Origin of the sequence: Brevibacterium sediminis (genome assembly GCF_013623905.1) — a bacterium.
In the GTDB taxonomy this organism is placed as follows: Bacteria; Actinomycetota; Actinomycetes; order Actinomycetales; family Brevibacteriaceae; genus Brevibacterium; species Brevibacterium sediminis.
Genome location: NZ_JABKDD010000006.1, coordinates 18,990 through 41,114, shown reverse-complemented (window position 1 = coordinate 41,114; position 22,125 = coordinate 18,990). Strand labels below are relative to the sequence as shown.

Below are 22,125 nucleotides of genomic sequence, written 5' to 3'. Positions count from 1 at the left end.
GCTTCAGTTCGGATCTGTCGCACGGATTCCATGGTCAAGGAGGGTACAGGAATGGAGAACACCGATCGGGTGGAACCTGCGGTCGTGTATATAAGTTGCAGGCGGACGGTCAAGAACTGATGTCGGAAGAATTCAATGTCCTCACGGTGTGCACGGGCAATCTCTGCCGGTCGCCCCTGGCAGAGCTCGCGATTGCGCAGCGATTTGCCGAGGTCTGCGAGATCCGCGTTCATTCAGCCGGCACTCGTGCGGCCTTGGGGCATCGGACGCCGGAAGAAGTGTGGGAGATCGCCGGGTTCATGGGGGTCATCGAGGGGCGGGCCGTACACGCTCGGCAAGTGGACGAAGATCTGCTCGGCGCTGCTGACCTCGTGCTTACGATGACACGCGATCAAAGGCGTGAGGTCGTCGAGCTCAACCCTCGCATCGTTCGCAGAACCTTCACCATCAGAGAGATTTCGAGTCTCGCCGCAGTCACCCGAGATGAGGACATTGTGACTGAAGGTGCAGTTCCGACAGCTGACCGCGCAACCCGCTTGCGTGCTGCAGTCGAAGCAGCCGGTCGGCGCCGGAGCAGGAGGCGGAACCTCACACTTCCGGCGCACGACGATGTCGTTGACCCCTACGGCTGCTCTCGGGACATCTATGCACTTTCGGCCCTCCAGCTCGCCCCCGCTGTCGAAGGGGTATCGGTTCTGTTTCAAAGAGCGCTGAACCTCGGCGAGGGGGAATGATGTTGAAAGGCAGACGACGGCCGGCGGCAATGAGTACGCGACGTGCGCACCCTTCGGACGGACGGATCTCTTATGACAATGTGAAACGCATTGCCGATATCTGTTTCAGCGTGATCGGACTCATCTTGGCGTGCCCTGTGATCGCCGGAGTGGCCCTGGTCGTCCTGGCCGTCCACGGTCGACCGGTGCTTTTCCGGCAGTCTCGGCCAGGGCTGGGTGGCAAGGTCTTCGACATTCTGAAGTTCCGAACCATGGTGGAGCCCGACGGAGAGCGTGTGACTGACGGACAGCGCCTGACGCGACTCGGCCGGTTCCTACGCGCTTCGAGCCTCGACGAACTCCCTTCGCTGTGGAATGTCGTATGCGGTGATATGAGCTTTGTCGGTCCGCGACCATTGATCGTCGAATATCTCGATCTCTATACGCCTGAGCAGGCTCGACGGCATGAGGTTCGTCCTGGTATCACCGGATTGGCGCAGGTCAGGGGCCGCAACGATCTTGAGTGGGCAGACCGTTTCCGTCTCGACGTCGAATACGTCGACGGCAGGTGTCTGCGAATCGACTTCTCCATTCTTCTGCAGACGGTGCGAACAGTCGTCGGTCGGCGGGGAATCAGCAAACACGGACACGACACCGTGCCTGTGTTCACTGGACGGGAGAACTCCAGTGATGTCAGCCAGTGACAGTCAGAAGGGCACGAAGATCGCCGCAGCAGTTTTGGTGGCAGCCCAGATCTTGGCGGCCGGTGGTGCAGTGGCAGTCAATCTGCTGGCCGCTGTCGTGTTGAGTCCGGCGGGGCGCGGAGACCTGGCTTTTGCACTGCAGTTGGCATACTTTCTTTCCGTGTTCGCGGTCATGGGGCTCGAACGGCCCTTCATCGCTTCGCGTTCTGGAGGATTCGGCACCGAATATCGTGTCTTTGCGCGCATGGTGACGCCCGGCACGCTCTGCGTTCTGCCCATCGCCTTCATCGCAGCAGCGCTGTCGCCGTTCAGCACCAGATGGATGTGGATGGGTGTGATCGCGATCGCCGCCTACGTTGCGCTCAATTCATTGGTGCATGCTCTGCGCGTCGCCTATGTGTGCAGCCGTGAGTGGAAATGGTTTGCCGTCAATGCGATCGTCACCCAGCTGATCATCGTCGTCGGAGCGGTATTGCTGGTGCTGATCGGTGTCAATGACCCGGTGGTGTGGATGTGGGCCTATGCGGCTTCTGCGGTACCGACAGCGTTCCTCCTGTTCGTCGCAGCCCGCCCCTCGAAGCACTTGGAACCCACCCGAACCGAGAAGCGAGGACTCCGCCGGCGGGGCTGGGTGCTTCTCCCATCCGAATTCAGCAATTCCGCCATGCTTCGATCCGATCGTCTGCTTCTGCCGATCTTGAGCAGTTCGGCCGCGCTGGGCCTGTACGTCACAGTAGCCACTGTTCTCGAGATGGCCACCTGGCCGGTGCAGCAGTGGGTTGATGCTTCATTGCGGAATTGGTCTCAGGGCTTCTCTTCCCATTCTTTCCCAGTGGTGCGAATAATCGCCCGAAGCGTTCTGCTGCTGGTGGCTTCTGCCGCGGTACTCGCAGCCGCAGCATACGCCATGATCGTCATTGTTCTGCCAGACTCCTATGCGCCGGCGGCAGCCGCAATCATCCCATTGGCTGTATCCGCCGTCATCTTCGGAGTTACACGCGTCCAACAGGGCCTCCTCATCGCTGCGGACTCCCCGGGAACGGTGTCGGTCGTCGAAATCATCGGCACCGTGGCCTCGCTCATTGCATACATCACTCTGATACCGCATTACGGAATGTTCGGCGCGGCCTACGGGTCGATCATCGGATATGCCGTCTGCGCCGCTGCCGGAGCCTTCACGCTCGCGCGGGTGATCAGGCGCAAAGCAATGCAGTCGTATGCAGATGGGCCGAGCGCTGACGTTGCCGATGGTGGCGCGGACCTGTCAGACATCGCACCGTCGGCAGCAGAGCCTGCAGGATCTGACGTCGAACTCATAGACCGATATCCGGACCGGACAAGGAAGTGAAGTCATGGACGTATTGATGATCGCCCATTACACAGCAACTGGATGGCTGCCGAACGATCGCTTCGACAGCTTGGCGAGCATTCTTGCTCGCCGCGGTGCAGAAGTCGAGCTGGTCACATCCTCGTTCCAGCACGCGTTCAAGACGCAACGTGACACTTCGGTGGAACGGAACCCGCTGTACTCGACCACCTATGTGCATGAACCGTCGTATCGGAGCAACGTCTCTGCCGGTCGTCTGCGCAGCCACCGGGCCCTCGGGAGGAACCTTGTTGAATACCTGCGGCGGAGGAAGGTCCCGGACATCATCTACTGTTCCATGCCTTCTCTCGAGGTGGCGCATGCCGCAGCCGAATTCGCTGAGAAGAACGATGTGAGATTCATCCTCGACGTGCAGGACCTATGGCCAGAGGCCATTGAAATGGTCTTGCGACCACGCTGGATGGTGCGCCAGGCTCTGATCCCCATCCGTAGGCATGCCGAGGCGATCTACCGAGCTGCGGATGCAGTGGTGACCGTTTCCGAAACCTATTCAGAACGAGTGAGTTCGGCACGCAGGGACGGCTCGACTGTCTCCACCGTGTACCTCGGGTCGGATCTGACGAGATTCGACTCCTATCCGGTTCTGCGTCCTCCCCGAACAGGAATCGCGGAGCTCGCATATATCGGAACTCTGGGACACAGCTACGACCTGCCGTCGGTGTTCGGGGCTCTTCGCGAACTGAGAAGGAAAGGCATCCGCATGCGCCTGCACGTCATGGGTACGGGTCCCTTCGAAGATCGCTGGCGTGAGGAAGCAGGGGATCTGGATGAGGACGTGGTGTTCTACGGCAAGCTCGAATACCCGGAGATGGTTTCGCGTCTGCGCGGGTGCGATATCGCCATCAATCCCATTGTTGCGAACTCGGCGGCGAGCATCATCAACAAAGTCTGCGATTATGCAGCCGCAGGACTCCCTGTCGTCAACTCTCAGCAGTGCGCCGAGTACCAAGATCTCCTCACCGAGTATGGAGCGGGTATCAATTGCGAATCGACTCCGGCCGCATTCGCAGAGGCCCTCAAGAAGATGGCCGATGACCGTCGACTGGCAGAACGCGGCCGAGGATCCAGACGAATGGCCGAAGACCACTTCGACCGGTCAAAGACGTACGAACGCCTCGGAGGGGTGGTCCTCGATGCACATTGATCGTGGAGGCTCCCTGGGTGGTCATGTCCACCCACAGGGGCAATGCCGTGCACTTCTTTCTCACACCTCTCAGCCAACTGAACACTGCCGCGTAGGAAGTGAACGATCATGATTGTTCAGCACTATCTGACGATCCTCCGCGAACGGTGGGTCTACGCACTGTCGACCGCCTTCGTCGTGATAGCTGCGGTAGCCGGGATCACGGCGCTGCAGCCCCCTGTGTACGAGTCGTCCGCAAACGTCTTCGTCCGTACCGATCCCGGCAATTCGGTCACCGACCGTTCGGCCGCGGCTGATTACGCTCGGCAGCAGATCGACACCTATGCGGATCTCGTTACCACTCCTATCGTGCTTGATCCCGCCATCAGATCCCTCGACTTGGATGCCGACGCCGGACAGATCTCTGACAGGGTCTCAGCAGATGTCCCCGAAGACACTCTTCTCATCTCGATCACCGCAAGAGCAGACGGTTCCGAAGCGTCGGCGAAACTTGCGAATGCGGTGGCTGAAAGCCTGCGAGAGCAGGTCGCAGACCTCGAAACCACCAGCGGAAAGGCGACAGTCCAACTGACGGTCGTCACTCCGGCGACGGCGCCGAAAACGCCGTCCTCGCCGAACCTCACACAGAACCTCGTGCTCGGATTGATCGCCGCGATACTCGCAGGGATGTTGTCCGCCGTGCTCAGAGATCGACTGGACAACAGAGTGCGCAAAGCAGATCACATTGAGCAGCTGACCGACGCCGCGGTGATCGGGACGGTCCCGCTGATCACTGCAGGAGAGAACCACGTCTTCGTTTCAGAGCACGGATCGCAGAACGTTCAGGCTGAACCGTACAGGGAGCTGCGATCGAACCTCCGCTTCCTTGAGCCGCGGGGCAGGAGCCGATCTCTGCTCGTGACTTCTTCCGTGAAAGGCGAAGGAAAATCGGTGACCTCCATCAACCTCGCTTCCGCCCTCGCCCGCGGCGGGGACCGCGTGCTTCTTGTCGATGCTGACCTACGCGATCCCTCTGTGCACCGGTATCTCGGAATAGAAGGGAGCGCAGGTCTGTCGACAGTGCTGATCGGGGATACCGAGTTGAAAGACGTCGTCCAACCTATGGAACTCGTCAACCTCGCCGTTCTTGCGAGCGGGCCGATACCTCCGAACCCGGCTGAACTGCTGGACAGCGAGCAGATGACAGTCTTCCTCGAAGAAGCCACCAAGCAGTACGACGCCGTTGTCCTGGACTCTGCGCCAGTGCTTGCTGCGACAGACGCAATAGCGATGGCTACTCGAGTGTCTGGAACCGTCTTCGTCGCTCGAAACGGGGTTGTGCGTCGAACGCAGATCACTCAGGCGCTGCGAAAGATCCAACTCGTGCGGGCGCGCCTTCTCGGACTCGTGCTCAATGGGGTACCCCGGACCACAGGCACAACATATTCGCAGAGTTATGGCAGCAGCTATGCCGCGCATTCAACTCGGAAAGATCCCGACACTTGGGCGCACCGCGCCGAGCCGGAGAACATCTATTCGAAGCAGCTGGCGGTCCGGCAGGCGGAGGCTCCTCCAGATTCCGACCGTGAGGTCCCCCTCTCAGCCTCTGACAGCTCGCGTCGTCCGGATCTGGGTTGCAGATCTGTATTCCCCGGGACAAGGGTGACCAGCAATGATTGAGTTCTTGCACAGGGATCGAACTGATCGAAGTGGTGAATCGCCGAGGAGGTTCGAAGGGCCGGTTCTGCGCGCGATCTGGAGTCCGGTCAGCTCCGCAGAAGGTGAATGATTGTGCCGTCATCTGTCCGCACTCAGCAGAGCCCGTCCGGGGCCCGGACGGGCGCCCTCATGGACCCTGCTCATTCTCCGATCTTCGTGGCATCACTGACCGCAGTCTGTGCGCTGATCGTCGTCATTGCTCGCATATGCTTCTCCACGGACGTCGAAGCAGCCGCATTCTCGAGCGGGGTCATCGCCGCAATCTCCTTTGCCCACGGCATGACCCTTTTCGTGATCCTCGGACGTGATCGGATCACTATGCCGGGACTGTTCATGACATCGAGTGCAGCAATCGTCGGAGTAAGCGGATTGCTCGTCATCCGGGATCCGTCTTTCATCGTCGGCTCCCATCCCGAGGTCTACCTCAATACGGCTTTGTTCGGCAGTACGCTGACTCAGATCGGGATCGGAATGCTCTGCCTGAGATCCGATTCAATAGGACGTCCTCATGAGGTGGTGCTGCCTATCCGCTGCGTGCGGTGGGCCCTCGGCGCCGGAGTCATCACGATCGCGGCCACAGTTCTTCTGGGAGATCGGCTGGGCGTGCTGGCGGACGGATTCGGGTCAGCGGCGATTCTGCTCATCTGCATTGCGATTCTGCTCAGCCCGCGCGGTCTGAAGAACCCCTGGAATACCGTGACCATCGCCGGTGCACTTCTGGTGTATCCGACCGCCATCATCTCGGGGACAGGCCGTTTGCGAGCCATTGCGCTCATCTTGGCCGCCGTCTACATCTTCTTCCTCAGGTACGGGCGTCAATGGCTGAAAGTGGTCGGAGTCTTCCTCGCCCCGATGATTCTTGCGGTGTTGGGTGTATGGCGCAGGGAATACGAAGCCTCGTTGAGCGGCGAGCACGGGAACGACACAGGCCTCTCATCGATGTTCGTCGGCATCGGCAACTTCGGGTCTCTGATACATGACTTCGACCTCGGAGGTCTCCCGACTCTCGGAGCATCGCTTCTGTCACCATTGCGGGCAGCGCTGCCCGATGGCTTCGCGCCTGACTGGATACCCGACGCTATCGGCTACCAACTCGCTGCTCTGACAGATCCGCAGCTGTACGGAACCGGGTTCTCCACGGTGGCAACCGTCTATGGCGATCTCTGGTGGAATTTCGGAGCGCTGGGCTTGGTGATCGGGGTTCCGCTTCTCGCCGTGATGCTTGATCGCATCGACTCATGGACGCTCCGCATCTACCGACGTGCTGTCCAGGGGCCACGCGACCTTCTGCTCTTGGTGTTCTTCGCAGCCCTATTGGGCGGGGTCGGGGACATAGTCTGGTCCGGATTCCACACATGGATAGTGCGAATGTACGCACGAATTGCAGCACTCGTCGTCCTCTGGCTGCTCACCTTCTACCTTCCGCGCCGAATCATTCCGCAATTCGTCTCCTTCCAGCAGGGGGAGCCGGACCGCCGTGCTGACAATGTAGACTCATCCGCCGACTCCCTCGACCACCGACGCCGGCGAACGGCCCAATACGTGAAGTTCTCAGCCGTCTCGGAACCGCAATGATTCTCGACATCGGCCCGACCTCGGCTGCACAGGGCAATGCGCAAGTGCGTCGGCGCTTGCTACTGTCTCCGTGCTCAGCCAGTACTGTCTGTTCAGATACCGTGATCTGAGCGGTCGGTGTGAATGTCGAAACGCACTCGAAGGAGGATTCCGGATGAAGAATTCGAACGGGCTCACTGTTGTCATTGCCTCTGCCGCGCACCGGGCGCACTATGTGGAGTGGTTCAAGACGGCCTTGCAAACCGAGGGAATCCACGGCGAAGTCATCGCGTTCGAGTATCGAGACACGGCCCCGACCCTGTCCCTGGCAGACCGTGGCGTGGTGATGCCGGCATACAACTCTCCTGAGTACCGCGAAGAGGTATTGAACTGGGTTCGGAGAGAATCGCCTGACCTGTTTGTCTCAGTGAATGACTACGAGCTTCAGGTGCTGGCCGGTGGCTTGGCAGAAGAGCTGCGCAGGGGCGGCTGCACGGTCGCAGCACTCGACGCCGATGCGCAGAACATCGTCCTCGACAAACACCTGATGGCTGCGAGACTGCGTGACCGAGGACTTCCCACCCCTGCAACTTGGCTCGGCAGTGAGGCTGACATGGCGCAGGCGACGAACTCGGGCGGCAGCTTCATCGTCAAACACCGTTTCGGAAGCGGATCAGACGGGCTTCGCATTGCCACAGGTGAGACTCTGCAGGAAATGGTCATCGAATCGGCGAAGACGGCAAGAGACGCAGGCGGACGACCGACAACTCACGGCGAAGACGCCGTCATCGTCCAGACCCACTTACCCGGAACGGAGTTCGGCGTCGATGGAGTGTTTGCCCTCGATGGAACCGGCCGTCTGAATGGGGCACTTGCGCGACGCAAGGACAGGATGAGAGGCGGAGACACCGATGTCGCCACAACTGTCGCGGCGAAGGGCTTCACCCAGGCGCTGGCGGAACTTGGGGACCTTCTCAAACCGGTGGGTCCGATCGACGTCGACTTCAAAGAAGACACCGAAGGCTCTCCCCAGATCATCGATATCAATCCGCGGTTCGGTGGAGGGTACCCGTTCTGTCACCTTGCGGGAGCGAATGTTCCCGCCTATCTGGTCCGTGAGTTGGCGGGACTGGCCGATGCCCCATCACTGTTGGACTATGAAGTCGGGGTGACGACGGCGAGAAGAGACGAATTCTCCGTTCTCCGTCGATAGTGCCGGCCAACAGCCGGCATGAGCCGCCTCGGAGCGTCAGGATTCTGCTTCAGGTTCTGTCATGAACCAGCTGCGACCGAGGCAGGTACAGATGCCGTGGCATGGAGCCACGAATGTCCGCCCAGATAGTCGTCCACCGAGCCCCTCCGCCTCACCAATTTCAGAGAATCGTCGTCCCGGACGAAGACAGCTGGAGGGAATTCGATGAAGGAGGACTGGTAGGACATCGTGTAGGCACCGACCCGGTAGAAGACGATCCGGTCACCTTCCGACAGCTGCGGCGCGTCTCTCAGGACTGTCAGGCGATCGTCCTCCATACAGGTGAAGCCGCAGATCACCTGTTCGGGAATCGATTCCTCAGAAGCGGCATCGATTCGCACATCGAACTCCCTCTGTCTCCGAAAGAGGGGATCGATATTGGTGCGACTGGCATCAGTGACCACGTACCGGTGATCTCCGACGAATTTGACGTCGACTACTTGTGAATGAAATTCCACAGGCACTGCGATCAGCGAACCGCCCGGTTCGACGATCAATTGAGTTCGATCGATGTCGACCGCTCCCTCGAGTCCTCTGCGAATCGTCGACACATATTGGTCGAATGTCGGAGTTCCGACAGGGCTGCCGAAGAACCCGCCGCCGATATCGATCCATTCGAGATCGAGGTCGAACTCGGAGATGAGCTCGGCAGCGAGCTCTGCCGACGCCGTGTAGACTCCCAAACTCTGTGTGAGCGAATTCCGGTGCATATGGAGACCAGCCACCCTCACCCCTGCGGCCTTCAGCGTGGACATCGCTGCGCCGAGTTCACCGTTCTCCGCATTGAACCCGAAACGGCTGTGCTGTCCCGACGTCGTGCTCTCCCCGGGACATCTCTCTTCGAGGTTCCAGTTGACACGCAATCCCACTGAAAGCGTCTGCTCGGGCTGCTCCGTGGCAAACTCGGCGGCCCACCTGACCTCTCGCTTTGAATCCAGGTTGACGACTGACCCGTGGGCGAGGGCTTGGCGCAAGCGCTGCCAACTCTTGACCGGGCCATTGAATACGATGCGATCCGGGCGATACCCCACGGACAGCGCAAGTTGGTACTCGGCATCCGATACCACCTCTGCCCAGACGCCTTGCGTATTCATGAAAGACAGAAGCCATGGCAGTGCATTCGTTTTGAAAGAATACGACAGCACTGAATTCGGCCATTGATTCAGAAGTGCTTGGCGAAATCTATCGATGAATTCTTCGAGGACTGATGAGTCCAAGACAAAAGCCGGCGTTTGGGGCTCGTGCTGCCGGGTCCCGTGCTGCGCCACTTCAATCACTCTCTTCTGTGCTTCATGTCGTGTATTCAAGGAGTCTACGGAGAGCAGTTGGGGTGCGGGGGCGGTCCGCTGTTTATTGCGGAGAACCGCATACTGAAATCGGGGCGTCCGATGATAGAAATAGAATCAAGTCAGCGCAGGCAGATCTGAATCTCAGTCTTCGCAGTAATCTCCTGCGTCCTGATGTTTGAATTCTGTAGTTCATGATTTCGGTTCGGGCGAAATCCAGCTATCCAGAATTCGCTTGATGTACCCGGTGAGCGTGCTGACTCGTGTGGTCTCATTCACGCTTGAAACGGAAGCTGGTTGCCAGTCGTGTCCAACCGAAGAAGCCGCCGACTGCACTCCCTGACGCCTTCCGGCCGGGGAGACTCAGACCAGACCGAGGAGGACGGTATGACAGCTAAGCCAGAGGCGATCATCATCAGCTCAGCCGGGAGGCGTCTGTACCTCATCGACTGGTTTCGCGAGGCTTTCGACGCACTTGGCGTCGAAGGGCGAGTGATCGTTGCCGAAAACGATCCGACAAGCTCCTCCGCTTCCTACGGCGACGTCAGCCGGAGTCTGCCGAAATACGATGATCCGGACTATGGTCCGGAGCTGATGCGCCTGGTTGTCGAATTCGACCCCAGGATCTTCGTTTCGGCGAACGACTACGAGCTCATGCATGTCCATGTGAATAGTGGACTTGCGAACTCTCTTCGGGACAGGGGCGTGCTTGTGCCGGGAGTATCGGCAGCATGGCAGGCCGGCTGCGCAGACAAGCTGCAGATGGCGAAGATGCTCGCCTCCATCGAGGTTCCGACGCCGGCGACCGTCAGCGGCGCGGACGACCAAGGAATCGATGAGCTGAGTGCCCAGACCGACGAGTTCGTCGTCAAGCACAGATTCGGCAGCGGGTCCTCGGGCCTGCGGGTGGTCTCAGCAGATCACGTCCGTCAGGCGGTGACAGAAGCCTCGCTTTCTGCCCCGTCGGCAGGTGGGCATTCGGGTACGCGGGATGATGTTGCAGTGCAGCCGAAGCTCCCGGGAACCGAATACGGTGTCGACATCATCGGGAGCCTCACAGACAGTGGAATGCTCAGCGGCGTGCTGGCGCGCCGCAAGGTTCGCATGAGGGCTGGAGAGACAGACAAAGCCGTGACCGTCGACCCCGCACCATTCACTCGAATCGCTGAGCGGATCGCCGAAGTGTCAGACCTGACAGGCCTCATCGACGTTGACGTGTTCGTCGATGACTTCGGTGGGGCTTCCGTGATCGACATCAACCCTCGATTCGGCGGTGGATATCCATTCGTCCACCTCGCCGGTGCAGATGTGCCTCTCTACTATCTTGCACAGGTCCTCGGGGTTGATATCGGTGAGAGCTGGAACCGATACGAATTGGACGTCGTCTCCGCGAAATATGAGAGCATCCGCGTCACGGGTTGACGAAGAGGACCCAGACGTGAATTCGGTGAGGTTGAGATGACGTCGCCCTCAGCTGCCGACTTTCACGTTCCGGTGCGAATTTTCGCCGAGGCGGGTGGCGAAGTCACGCATCTTGTGCGTGACATCCGATCGGACCAGGTCCCGAAGCGCCAGCAGGGAAGAGAATGCGGTGTAGATCCGCGGTCGCAGCGGCAGATCCCAGACTCCGATGTATTCGTGCGCATCGGCTCCCATGCCGGCCTTGAAGTGAATCAGACCCGCAGTCGGAACATCGGGATCCAAGGTATTTTGGACCCCGCCGATATCGATGACTTCGACTCCGTCTGCGACGGCACGACAGATGATCTCCCAATAGAGGGCATTCGACGGCCTCACCTCGGGCCGGAGAGTGCTTGTTGCGGCAAAGATGCCCTGCACCCTTCGACCGAGCTGCGCTGTCGCCTCGGCGGCGAGAACCTCGCCATTGTGCCTGGCGACGTCAAACGTGATTCGACCGGGGAAGTCAACAGTCAATGTTGTCAGGACTGCCTCTATGTAGCTTCGAGGCTTTGCATTGAAACGGTTGCGGTCGGCTGTCTCCGCCAATATTCCGAGCACTTCATCGAGATCTGCCAGTTCGCCGGTCTGCGCTTGCACTCCCGCGCGGTCGGCCTTGCGGATATTCTTTCGCCACGTCTTCGACATCCGTGAAGAGACGGCCTGCTCTGAGCCGCCTTCCAGCGAGAGATGGAAATTGAATCTGGGCTGGGTGGCTTCGGCTTCCTTGTTGCCACGGACTTCCTTCCAGCCGAGTCGTGACAACTGTCGCACGATGTCACTTCCGACAGGATTGGTGTCGTCGGGGGCGAGATCGTCGAATCGTGCGACGCCGGGATCCTTGAGACCCTTCTTCACAGTGTCGGCATGCCAGCTTCGCAGCTTCATCGGCGGAGCAATTCTGACGGCGAAGATGTTCTTTGCGCGCAGATGAGAGGTCAGGGCGTGCAGCTGCTCAACCGCATCCGGGGCGGCCCAGTCGATCAGTGGCCCCTGCGGAATATATGCAAATCGGAGCCCAGTCCCAGGCAGATTCTTGTACTTGACGAGCGTCGCAGCGACCAGTGCTCCCGTATTGTCTCGGATACCCAGCAGCTCATAGTCCCAGATCTGGCCGCGTGCGTCTCCCCATTGCGGAGTCTGCTGATAGCTTGCGGTCTCGAAATTTTCGAGGAACCGGTGGTAATCGGCGCTTTCAAGGGTTTCAACCGTATGCATGGAATCAGGGTAGGGAGGTACGGAGGGGGCAACCGGAGATCACGATGCAGCTTTCGTGCATCCGCACTCCATTGGCGGATGACCGCATATCGCTCCCGTCGGTCGACAATCGCCGACGGATGACAGGCACATTGGGAGTCCGGACAGGTCAGCAAGCTGCGTGCCGGTCATCCGATTGTTGACAGCGGGACGTCTGAGAGGGGAGCTCACGTGTACGTCGATGAGCGTGACGCGGGTGCGATCCGCCGAGATGAAGGATGGGCGACCATGAGCTCGAATGCTGAAGGGAAAGCGCAAGATCCTCGCCGCAGTCTGGGAGACTTCATCATCGAACTCGAATCTTCAGGCGTGGGTCCGGTCGACACCGAGCTCTGCCACCTGCTGTGGAATGAATGCGCCGGTCGTGCTCTCTTCGCCGAGGCGGTCCTCCGTGCCGCAGCCACCGCCGGCGTCACAGTGGAGCCCGAGTCTGCTGCCTTCGCCGATTGGGTCGTCGAACTGTGTCCACGGCTGTCCCTGGAGCTGGGACCCGGTGACACGGCGGCAGCCTCGGTGCTCGCTCAACTCAGCGCTGTGTCAGAGCCGACCGCCGTGCGGGCGCTGACCGCGGTGGCTGATGACCTCCTCGGCGGAATCGGGGTCAACGACCCCGAAGGAGTGCTGATCCGACTCCACTCCAGCGGGATGCTCACTCGTGTTGAGGATTCGGTGCGGGGCTCACTGCTGCAGGTTCCTACCCTCATCGCGGCCAAGCTGCGATATGACCTCACCACCACACCCGATGCGGGGCCGGTGGTCGCCTCACTTCTCGAAGTGCTCATCGAACATATGGAATCGGCAGGCGCCGTTGAGCCCGAACCCCTCAGCGACGTGCTGCTCTTGGCCCGACACGGCGGCTGCTGGCCCCAGCTGCTGCGAGTGACCGAGGCAGTGGGCATACCTATGTTCCTGCTCACTCCGCGGACCGCCTGCACCGCGTTTCGTCTTCTGCCGCCCAAGACTCGTGCGAACTGGCCTGGACTCGAATTCTTCGGAACACTCGCCGAGGACATCGACGCTGATTCCGCTGCCGCCGATCCGGCACGCATCCGTGCCGCCGTGATCAGGCATACCGGGCCCGGACTGCTGAGGTCACGACTGCCGGCGATTCTCGGCGACTCGGCACCGGGAGAAGATGGGAGCGGAGAAATCCGGCCGGACGGATTGCCGGTGGATGTCATCGACACCGTTCGTCAACTGATCGGTCTCGCCGATTCCGGCCGGCACGGTGATGCCGCAGAATTGGGCATCCGTGCCGCGGCGAAGATGCCCAGTGTGCGTGGGCGTTCCGTCGTCCGACTCCTCACTGCGATCGCACTCCACCATGCAGCCGAGTCTCGCCGGGCACTGTCCCTGCTCCATGAGATCGAGGGGCCAGCTCGGGCCGGTCACATCGACGGCGACTTCCTGCTGCCGGCAATCATCGCGTGGACAGCTCTCATCTCGGCCGTCAGCGGCGACTGTGAACGAGCCGATATCCATCTCGCATTGGCAGCAGAGTCGTCCGAGCTCAGCCGAGCCTGTGATGGAACCGGCTCTGTCGCAGCTCGTTCAGCAACACGGCCGAGCGGCATCGTCGACGAGCTCGTCACTCCGCCGCTGCGTATCGCGGCGGCGCTGCGGGCTCTCGACCGTCTCGACGTGCAACGCGCTCGGACGGAATTCGACGCGTTGTCCGCTTACCCCGAGCTGCGAACATTGTGGGTCTATCTGCCTCTCATCGCTCGGACCTTGGCAGTGCTGTCCGCAAAGTCCGAATCCGGGTTGCTCTTCGTCAACGATGATGCCGAGCGGTATCGCGATTCCGGAGTTCTATCCGCTGCTGAGAAGGATCTGCTTGCGTTCGGACGCAGCATGGTCTTCATCGCGCTCGGCCAGCTGCGTTGGGCCGAGCTCGACCGAGAAAGGCTCTCGCCGGCGTGTGATGCGCGCATCGTCCTCGACGTCCGCTCAAAGCTCGTGGCCGGTCGCAACGCCGAGGCGATCGCGTGCGCCGATACCTGGTTCTATCACCGTTCGCTCAGCCCGCGCAGCCGCGCAGAACTCGCCGCCATCCGAGCAGCAGCCAAACTGCGTACGGGGGACCAGGCCGCAGCGCAGAGTGATTTCACGACGGCTGTGAGTCTCTCGACCTGGGTGAGCTCGCTGCTGCCGCTTGCACTGCTGCCGCTGACCGATCGCAGCCGACTCGTCGACCTCACAGCCGACTCGCCCGTATGGGCGGAAGCCGCGAACGAGTTCGCCGCGTCCTTCGCTTCACCGGAGCAGCTTATGGAGCGGCTGCGGCGCATCGGCTCGGTCTCCGTGGAGCTGGCAGAAGCGCCGCAGCTCAACGTCGGCGAAGCCCAACTCATCGACCTGCTGGCACGTGGCCTGTCCGTTGCCGAGATCGCCGGCGAACTGCAGCAGGTGCCAGGAACCGTGAAGAACCGTCTTTCGGCCCTCTACCGCAAATTCGGAGTTTCGAACCGGGCGGACGTCCTCAGCCGCGCCCGGTCCTTGGGGTACCTCACGCCGTGACGAGGTCCCGCCTTCGGAATCCGAGGATCCCAGCCCCGACGAGGACCGCAGCGATCCCTGCAAACCACAGCACCGCCTCGGCGGAGAGATCCTGGGCCGGATACTGGCCGATATGGGTGAACAAGGACAGATCGAGGACCGCGTCGTCGAGCTGCATCAGCCCGCCGAAGAGGGCGAGCACCGCCGAGGCGCCGAAGACGATCCAGCTCAGGCTCATCAGCCGCGGGGCGAGGCCGTAGAGCAGGTAGGCGAATCCGAGCAGCGCCCAGATCGACGGCGCCTGCGCGAGATGCCCGAGCAAGGTCGGCCACACCAGGGACCAATCGTCCATCGACATCGCGGCACCCACCCCTTCACCGAGGCCGGCCATGCCCATCAGCCAACCGGCCCCGACCAGAGTCACCATTGCCCAGGAAGCCAACCATCCGCTGCGGGAGACCGCGGTCGCGAGCACCGGTTCGGTGTGGAAAGAGGACTCCTCCGACCGCAGCCCACCAGCGGCGATGACCGCATACGCGGCGACGATGATGGCGAAGTACAGGGCCATGTATCCGAGGTAGCCGTCGACGATTCCGGACCGACCGCCCATGATCGACAGGATCTCCGGCGGCATCCCCGCCGCTCCTTCGTCCATGGGCCCGGTGAACGATCCGAACACCACACCCATGACCAGCATGCTCATCGACCACCAGATCAGGCTCGAGGCCTGCAGGCGCAGCGCCAGACCCAGCGGCGTCGACAGCAGCGGTCCCGCCTGCGACCGGCCCAGCCGTTCTGCGACGATTCCGGCACCCAGGTCACGACGAGACTGCAGCATCGCGGCCGCGACGACGAGGACCGTGAACAGACCAGCCGAGTACAGCAGCGGCCACCAGCGGTCGAGGGTGAACGGTGCCGTCTGCTGCGCCCACCCCAAGGGCGAGAGCCACGACAGCCAATCGAGGCCACCCCCGGACACGTGCGACATATCACCGATCCCGCGGAGGACGAAGCTGAGTGCGAGCACCGCTCCGGCCATCGACGAGGCGGCCCTGGCGAACGCGCTCAGCTGCACAGTGACCGCGGTGACGGCGGCGAAGACACAGCCCACCGCGCCGATTCCGACCGTGAACAGCACCGTCGCCGACCACGAATCCGGTTCGGCCTGAGAGAATCCGAACGCCGCAGCCATGCCCGCGCTGAGCAGGAGATTCATGAACACCGTGAGCGCAAGGGAGGCGATGAGCTGAGTGTGCCGACCGGTGACGCCGGCGCGAACGAGTTCGGCCCGCCCCGTCTGCTCCTCGGCGCGCGTGTGGCGGGAGATGGTGAGGATCGACATCAGAGCCGCCCCGATCATGAGGAACACCCCGTACATGCCGACGATGAACCGCGGGATCGTCATCTGGTCGAGCCCGTAACCTGGCCCCGTGATGAGCGCCATCACCGGATTCTTCGCGAACGCCGTCATCGCCTGCAGCGAATCCGAATCCATGACCACGGCGATCGCATTAGCGAAGTACGCGGTGAGCGCAGAGAGAGCAAGCACCCAGATCGGCAGCCACAGGCGGTCCCGCCGCAGCATGAATCTCAGCAGATTCCCCACCCCTGCCAGGTTTCCCTCGCCGAGGCGGCCACGCCGAACACGTTCATGTGCACCATGATGATGCCCGGTTCGCGGTGAGTTCCCGGGGCCTCCGTGGACAGTGCGATCCCCGTCGTCCGTGTATGCGGCCAGCAGATTCATGACTCCTCCTTGCCGTAGTGACGCAGCAGCAGCTGCTCGAGGGTCGGCGGGGTCGCGGTGAGCGATTCGACATCGTGTTCGCCGAGCGCCCGCATGATACGGGGCAGCTGCGCCGTATCGGCGCTGAAATGCAGTCGCGAACCTTCGCGGACGAGGTCGTGGACTCCGGTCATCTCGGACAGGGCGGGCACATCGTGTTCGAGCCCGACGGTGATCGTCGTCCGCGACAGGTGCCGCAGCTCGGACAGGGTCCCCGTCTCGACGATGCGACCCGAGCGGATGATCGACACCCGATCGGCCAGGGCTTCGACCTGGGCGAGGATGTGGCTGGAGAGCAGCACCGTGCGACCGGCGTCCTTCGCGGTCCGGATGCAGTCCTGGAACACCGCTTCCATAAGCGGGTCGAGTCCGGCCGTCGGCTCGTCGAGGAGCAGCAGTTCGACGTCCGAGGCCAGGGCGGAGATGAGCGCGACCTTCTGCCGGTTGCCTTTCGAATAGGTCCGGCCCTTCTTCCGCGGGTCGAGGTCGAAGCGTTCGATGAGCTCATCGCGACGACGTCTGTCCACCCCTCCGCGCAACCGGGCGAACAGGTCGATCGCCTCACCACCGGTCAGCCCCGGCCACAGCTCCACATCGCCGGGGACGTAGGCCAGGCGGCGGTGCAGGGGCACCGCCTTCGCCCAGGGATCCTCGCCGAGGAGGCGCACCGTGCCCGAGTTATGTCGCAGGATTCCGAGCAGGATCCGGATCGTCGTCGACTTGCCGGCGCCGTTGGGGCCGAGGAAGCCGTGGACCTCGCCGCGGGCGACCTCGAGGTCGAGGCTGTCCAGGGCGCGGACGCGTCCGTATGACTTCACGACCTCCCGCATCGAGATCGCCGCCGAGGCGGATGCGCGGCCGTCGTCGGTGCGGCGGGGACGGGTCAATGTGCTCATGGTTCCTCATCTCCTGGTTGAGAGTTGTCGGGGACTGACTCGAGGGCACCGTGCAGGTAGAGGTCGAGCAGATGCGGGGCGAGTCGGGTCATCATTGCGGTGGTGTCATCGGTGCCGAGGACCGAATGCAGGCGGTGCTCGAGCAGGGAGGGGGCCAGGGCCATGACCGCGATGGTCGCCGCCTGTCCACGAGAATCCTCGCTCTGTCGAAAGGTGTAGCCGGCGAATCCTTCGGTGATATAGGACTCGACGAGGTCGACGTAGTGGTCGAAGTAGCGCTGGCCATGCTCGCTGGGGTCGAGCAGGGACTTGACGAGGTAGTCCACAGCAGTGGACATCTCGGGGTCGTCGAACATCATCTGCACTGCCATGGTGGCGTAGCCGGCTTTCGCCGCCTTCAACTCAGCGATTCGCTCGAATACGTGTTCATCACACGCACTGCGCAACGCGTCCTTCGACCCGAAATGGTGGATGACCAGGCCGGGGGAGACCTCGGCGGCAGCGGCGATGCCGCGGACCGTCGTCTTCGTGAACCCGTGGCGGGCGAACTCGGCGACGGCGGCAGAGAGGATCTTCTCGGCAGTCTCCGGAGAGGTGTTGGGAGAGCGGCGCGAGTTGGAATCGGGGTTCGTTGAACGCATGTTTAATATTAAACGCGTGTTCAATGTCGAATGTCAACGGGTCGCGAGAATCTTTGCCTGCACCTATTTACATGCAACCATTCGGTTGTATGATTGATCGCATGAAAGGACTTCTCGATGACGAGGCGGATGCGCTGTTCCAAGCATTGGCCGACCGCACCCGGCGCGATATCGTACGCCGAGTCGCAGGAGAAGGGCTTTCGGTGACCGATCTGGCCGCCGACTACGACATGAGCTTCGCCGCAGTGCAGAAGCACGTCGCGGTCCTCGAACGTGCAGGACTGGTGACGAAGCGACGAGTCGGAAAGCAGCAGATCGCTCACGCAGAGGTGGGTCCGCTTCGCACCATCAGGAGCATGCTCGCCGAACTCGAAGACCAGTGGGTCGACCGAGTGCAGAGAATCGACGACCTTCTGTCCGGGGACGAACAGGCCGGGTAGTGAGGCAAACCACCGCAATGCTTAAGGAGCAGCCATGCCGGTCATCGACACATTTCATGACGAAGAGACACTGACGCTGACGATCGTCGCCGAGTTCGCGGCGCCGCGCGAACGGGTGTGGGAAGTTTATGCCGATCCCCGCCAGCTCGAGCAGATTTGGGGTCCGCCGACGTATCCGGCCACGGTCGTCGACCATTCGCTCGAGCCCGGCGGCAGAGTCACATACTTTATGACGAGCCCGGAGGGCGAGAAGTTCTGCGGACTGTGGGAACTGACCGCCGTCGACCGTTCCGCGCGCCTGGAGTTCCGCGACTACTTCGCCGATGAGGACTTCAGCGTCGTCGAATCGATGCCGGGAAGCAGCTGCATCTACCGCTTCGAAGCGACCGAGACCGGGACTCGTGCCACTTACGAATCGGTCTTCGACTCGGCTGAGGGACTGCGCACCGTGTTGGAGATGGGTGTCATCGAAGGCTCGACCGGAGCGATCAACCAGATCGACGATCTGCTCGCCCGGCAGTGAGCCGGTGCGGCCGGCGCCCGGCCTCTCCGCAATGCTTCAGCTTTCCTCGCGGGCCTGCATGGAGTGGGCCGGGGCGTCGGGTCGGACGGGAATGATAAGCGCCAGGCCGACCGCCAGAACAATGAGGATGCCCAGCGTCCCGGCCCGCTGGAAGCCGAAGACCGTGATCGCCAAGGCGAACATCGCCGGGCCCAGGAAGCTCACGGCCCTTCCGGTCGTGGCATAGAGGCCGAAGTTCTCCCCGGCCGACTCCGGCGGAGTGATGCGGGCCAGGAACGACCGACTCGACGCCTGAACCGGACCGACGCAGAAGCTCAAGATCAGGGCACAGACCCAGAACACGGCCGCCTCGGCGCTGAAGAGGATCGGCAGTCCGCCGAGGATGATGACGATGAGACCGGCGATGATGACGGGTTTCGGTCCGAGCCGATCATCGAACCACCCGGCGATCATCGCCCCGGCACCGGCGGCGACGTTCGCGGCCACGCCGAGGATGATGATCTGGGAGGCGGAGAACCCGTAGCTGCCGGCGGCGAGGACGCCCGCGAACGAGAAGATCGCGGCCAGACCGTCCCGGAAGACCGCCGAGGCGATGAAGAACCGCAGCGTCTGATGCTCGGTCGACCACATCCGGATCAGACGGCGCACGAGTGCGGCGTAGTCGGCGATGAATGCTCGGATCGGGTGCCCACCCGAAGTGCCCTTGACCTTCGCCCCTGGTGCCGAGAACAGAGCGGGGATCGCGAAGATCGCAAACCACACGGCGGACAGGACCGCGACGATGCGGAACCGCAGTCCCTCCTCGTCGCTGGCGCCGAGGAAGCCGACCTCGGGTTGGATGACGAGGACGAGGAGGATGACGAGGAGAACCAGCCCTCCGACGTATCCCATTCCCCAGCCGAATCCGGAGACCCTGCCGACGTTGTCGGGTGTGGTGATGCGGACCATGATCCCGTTGTAGGACACCTCGGCGAATTCGAAGAAGACGCTGCCGACGGCCAAGAGCAGAAGGCCCAGCCACAGATAGTCGGGGGAGTCGCGGACGAAGAACAGTCCGAACATCGTGAGCACGACGATCGCGGTGTGCACGCCCAGCCACAGGCGATGCCGACCCCCGGCGTCGGCCCGGGTGCCGGCGGCCGGGGCGACGACGGCGATGACGAAGCCGGCCGCAGCCATCGACCAGCCCAATGCCGAGGATCCGGCCTCCTCGGTGGCGGCGACGGACTTCGTCAGATACGGGGCGAAGACGAAGGTGATGATCACGGCGTTGAAGGACGCCGAGCCCCAGTCCCACAGAGCCCAATTGAAGATGCGCAGGCGATTGCCCGAACCGGGCGGAGTCAGCGTCGAGGCCATGAGGCCACTGTACTGAATGCCGCGTCCGAAGCGAGGTCTGAGCTAGGGTCGGGCCTCCTCGGCAGCAGGATCCGAAATTGCTTTCCAGGATTCGTCCACGATCGGTGCCAGGGGAGAGCATCCTCGGTGAGGCCGCCGTTGGGACCTCCTGCCATGGGCGGGGCGGAACGAGTAGGCTGGTGGCAGCAGAAACGGCCGACCCCGACCAAGGAGCATGTATGCCCATCGCCAGCCCCGAAGTGTATGCCGAGATGATCGACCGCGCGAAGACCCAGGGCTTCGCCTACCCCGCGATCAACTGCACCTCCTCGCAGACGATCAACGCCGCCATCCAAGGGTTCGCCGAGGCCGGATCCGACGGCATCGTGCAGATCTCCACGGGCGGTGCCGAATACATGTCCGGCCCGACGGTCAAGGACCGCGTGCGGGGCGCCATCGCGTTCTCCGTCTTCGCCGCCGAAGTGGCCAAGAGCTACGACGTCAACATCGCGCTGCACACCGACCACGCCCCGAAGGACGCCGTCGAAGCCTGGGTCAAGCCCCTGCTGGCCGCGTCGACCGAGCGCGTGAAGAACGGCGGCGATCCCTACTTCCAGTCGCATATGTGGGACGGTTCCGCCGTTCCGCTCGACGAGAACCTCACTCTCGCCGAGGAACTGCTCGAGCTCTCGACGGCAGCGCACTCGATCCTCGAGATCGAGGTCGGCGTCGTCGGCGGCGAAGAGGACGGCGTCGAGAACGAGATCAACGACAAGCTCTACACCACCGTCGAGGACGGGCTGGCCACCGCACGAGCGCTGGGTACCGGCGAGAAGGGCCGCTACCTCACGGCTCTGACCTTCGGAAACGTCCACGGCGTGTACAAGCCCGGCAATGTGAAGCTGCGTCCCGAACTCCTCGGTGAGATCCAGGAGAAGGTCGGGGCCGAGGTCGGCAAGAAGGCTCCCTTCGACCTCGTCTTCCACGGGGGTTCGGGCTCGAGTGCTGAAGAGATCGCCGAGGCGGTCCGCCACGGAGTCGTGAAGATGAACATCGACACGGATACCCAGTACGCCTTCACCCGCCCCGTCGTCGAGCACATGTTCCGCAACTACGACGGAGTGCTCAAGATCGACGGCGAGGTCGGCGACAAGAAGCTCTACGACCCGCGCTCCTACGGCAAGGCCGCAGAGAAGGGCATGGCCGAGCGCATCGTCGAAGCCTGCCAGAACCTCGGCTCGGCAGGCACCAGCCTGAACAAGTGAGGCTCAGCCGGCTGGGCCAGCACGGTCGGCTTAGCCAGCTTAGCCAGCTTAGCCAGCTTAGCCAGCTCGGCTGGTGAGCCGGAGGGCAGCAGAGTCTGCCCCGCGAACCGACAGCGGCCGTCGCCCGATTCAGGGCGGCGGCCGCTGCTCTGTGCGTCGCTGTGAATGCCACGAGGCCCGGGACGCCATTGTCCCGGACCTCGCAATCTGTCCCTCGCATCGGCGGACGAGTAGTCTGCCGAATGGCCTTCCTGCCGATCGGCGGCCTGCCGGGTGGCAGGCAG

18 protein-coding genes are annotated in these 22,125 nt (G+C 62.2%); 12 read left to right on the top strand and 6 right to left on the bottom strand.

What is annotated here, in order from left to right:
• The first annotated feature begins 119 nt into the window (after positions 1-119).
• The 7 genes from HK108_RS10305 to HK108_RS10275 all read left to right on the top strand — a co-directional run bounded on the left by HK108_RS10305 (position 120) and on the right by HK108_RS10275 (position 8,413).
• Positions 120-734, top strand: coding sequence for an arsenate reductase/protein-tyrosine-phosphatase family protein (locus tag HK108_RS10305; protein ID WP_181271470.1), 615 nt, complete (start codon positions 120-122; stop codon positions 732-734).
• 80 nt (positions 735-814) lie between these two features.
• Positions 815-1,417 carry a sugar transferase gene (locus HK108_RS10300; protein ID WP_308423773.1) on the top strand — a complete coding sequence of 201 codons (603 nt, stop codon included), beginning with the start codon at positions 815-817 and terminating at the stop codon, positions 1,415-1,417.
• Entirely contained in the window at positions 1,404-2,765 is a 1,362-nt protein-coding gene (locus HK108_RS10295) for a lipopolysaccharide biosynthesis protein (RefSeq protein WP_181271468.1), read from the top strand. Before HK108_RS10300 ends, HK108_RS10295 begins: the two co-directional genes overlap by 14 nt.
• A 4-nt stretch (positions 2,766-2,769) precedes the next feature.
• Positions 2,770-3,948, top strand: a complete 1,179-nt coding sequence (locus tag HK108_RS10290) for a glycosyltransferase family 4 protein (RefSeq protein WP_181271467.1) — start codon at positions 2,770-2,772, stop codon at positions 3,946-3,948.
• A 108-nt stretch (positions 3,949-4,056) separates the two neighbouring features.
• On the top strand, positions 4,057-5,607 hold the full coding sequence (locus HK108_RS10285) for a tyrosine-protein kinase domain-containing protein (protein WP_188741306.1): 1,551 nt from the start codon (positions 4,057-4,059) through the stop codon (positions 5,605-5,607).
• A gap of 195 nt (positions 5,608-5,802) precedes the next feature.
• A complete protein-coding gene (locus HK108_RS10280; RefSeq protein ID WP_181271465.1) occupies positions 5,803-7,221 on the top strand; it encodes a hypothetical protein in 1,419 nt (472 codons plus the stop codon).
• A 154-nt stretch (positions 7,222-7,375) separates the two neighbouring features.
• Positions 7,376-8,413, top strand: coding sequence for an ATP-grasp domain-containing protein (locus HK108_RS10275; protein ID WP_181271464.1), 1,038 nt, complete (start codon positions 7,376-7,378; stop codon positions 8,411-8,413).
• A gap of 59 nt (positions 8,414-8,472) precedes the next feature.
• Here HK108_RS10275 and HK108_RS10270 read toward each other — a convergent pair whose 3' ends face one another.
• Positions 8,473-9,669 carry a type III PLP-dependent enzyme domain-containing protein gene (locus HK108_RS10270; protein ID WP_229664065.1) on the bottom strand — a complete coding sequence of 399 codons (1,197 nt, stop codon included), beginning with the start codon at positions 9,667-9,669 and terminating at the stop codon, positions 8,473-8,475.
• Positions 9,670-10,125: 456 nt separating this feature from the next.
• Here HK108_RS10270 and HK108_RS10265 point away from each other — a divergent pair, with 456 nt between their 5' ends.
• Complete coding sequence (locus HK108_RS10265) at positions 10,126-11,160, top strand: ATP-grasp domain-containing protein (RefSeq protein ID WP_181271463.1); 1,035 nt, start codon at positions 10,126-10,128, stop codon at positions 11,158-11,160.
• Between the two features lie 48 nt (positions 11,161-11,208).
• Here the strand turns inward: HK108_RS10265 and HK108_RS10260 are convergent, their stop codons facing one another.
• The gene (locus HK108_RS10260) at positions 11,209-12,414 is read right to left on the bottom strand and encodes a lipid II:glycine glycyltransferase FemX (RefSeq protein WP_181271462.1); all 1,206 of its coding nucleotides are present in this window, start codon (positions 12,412-12,414) and stop codon (positions 11,209-11,211) included.
• Between the two features lie 267 nt (positions 12,415-12,681).
• On the opposite strand from HK108_RS10260, the gene HK108_RS10255 reads away from it, so the two are divergent.
• Positions 12,682-14,973 (top strand): LuxR C-terminal-related transcriptional regulator, encoded by a 2,292-nt coding sequence (locus tag HK108_RS10255; protein ID WP_181271461.1) that lies wholly within the window; start codon positions 12,682-12,684, stop codon positions 14,971-14,973.
• On the opposite strand, the gene HK108_RS10250 is transcribed toward HK108_RS10255, so the two are convergent.
• From HK108_RS10250 to HK108_RS10240, 3 genes are read right to left on the bottom strand one after another with little or no spacing between them, the layout of a single operon-like run.
• Positions 14,963-16,699: an ABC transporter permease gene (locus tag HK108_RS10250; protein ID WP_219922310.1), complete on the bottom strand. Its 1,737-nt coding sequence runs from the start codon at positions 16,697-16,699 to the stop codon at positions 14,963-14,965. The genes HK108_RS10255 and HK108_RS10250 overlap by 11 nt on opposite strands.
• Positions 16,696-17,634, bottom strand: coding sequence for an ABC transporter ATP-binding protein (locus tag HK108_RS10245; protein WP_181271460.1), 939 nt, complete (start codon positions 17,632-17,634; stop codon positions 16,696-16,698). Before HK108_RS10245 ends, HK108_RS10250 begins: the two co-directional genes overlap by 4 nt.
• Positions 17,631-18,275 (bottom strand): TetR/AcrR family transcriptional regulator, encoded by a 645-nt coding sequence (locus HK108_RS10240; protein ID WP_181271459.1) that lies wholly within the window; start codon positions 18,273-18,275, stop codon positions 17,631-17,633. Before HK108_RS10240 ends, HK108_RS10245 begins: the two co-directional genes overlap by 4 nt.
• A gap of 101 nt (positions 18,276-18,376) precedes the next feature.
• Here HK108_RS10240 and HK108_RS10235 point away from each other — a divergent pair, with 101 nt between their 5' ends.
• Complete coding sequence (locus HK108_RS10235; protein WP_181271458.1) at positions 18,377-18,715, top strand: ArsR/SmtB family transcription factor; 339 nt, start codon at positions 18,377-18,379, stop codon at positions 18,713-18,715.
• Between the two features lie 34 nt (positions 18,716-18,749).
• On the top strand, positions 18,750-19,238 hold the full coding sequence (locus HK108_RS10230) for an SRPBCC family protein (RefSeq protein WP_181271457.1): 489 nt from the start codon (positions 18,750-18,752) through the stop codon (positions 19,236-19,238).
• Positions 19,239-19,274: 36 nt separating this feature from the next.
• On the opposite strand, the gene HK108_RS10225 is transcribed toward HK108_RS10230, so the two are convergent.
• Positions 19,275-20,597, bottom strand: a complete 1,323-nt coding sequence (locus tag HK108_RS10225) for an MFS transporter (RefSeq protein ID WP_181271456.1) — start codon at positions 20,595-20,597, stop codon at positions 19,275-19,277.
• 218 nt (positions 20,598-20,815) lie between these two features.
• On the opposite strand from HK108_RS10225, the gene fbaA reads away from it, so the two are divergent.
• Positions 20,816-21,841, top strand: coding sequence for a class II fructose-bisphosphate aldolase (gene fbaA / locus HK108_RS10220; protein ID WP_181271455.1), 1,026 nt, complete (start codon positions 20,816-20,818; stop codon positions 21,839-21,841).
• Positions 21,842-22,125: the final 284 nt, after the last annotated feature.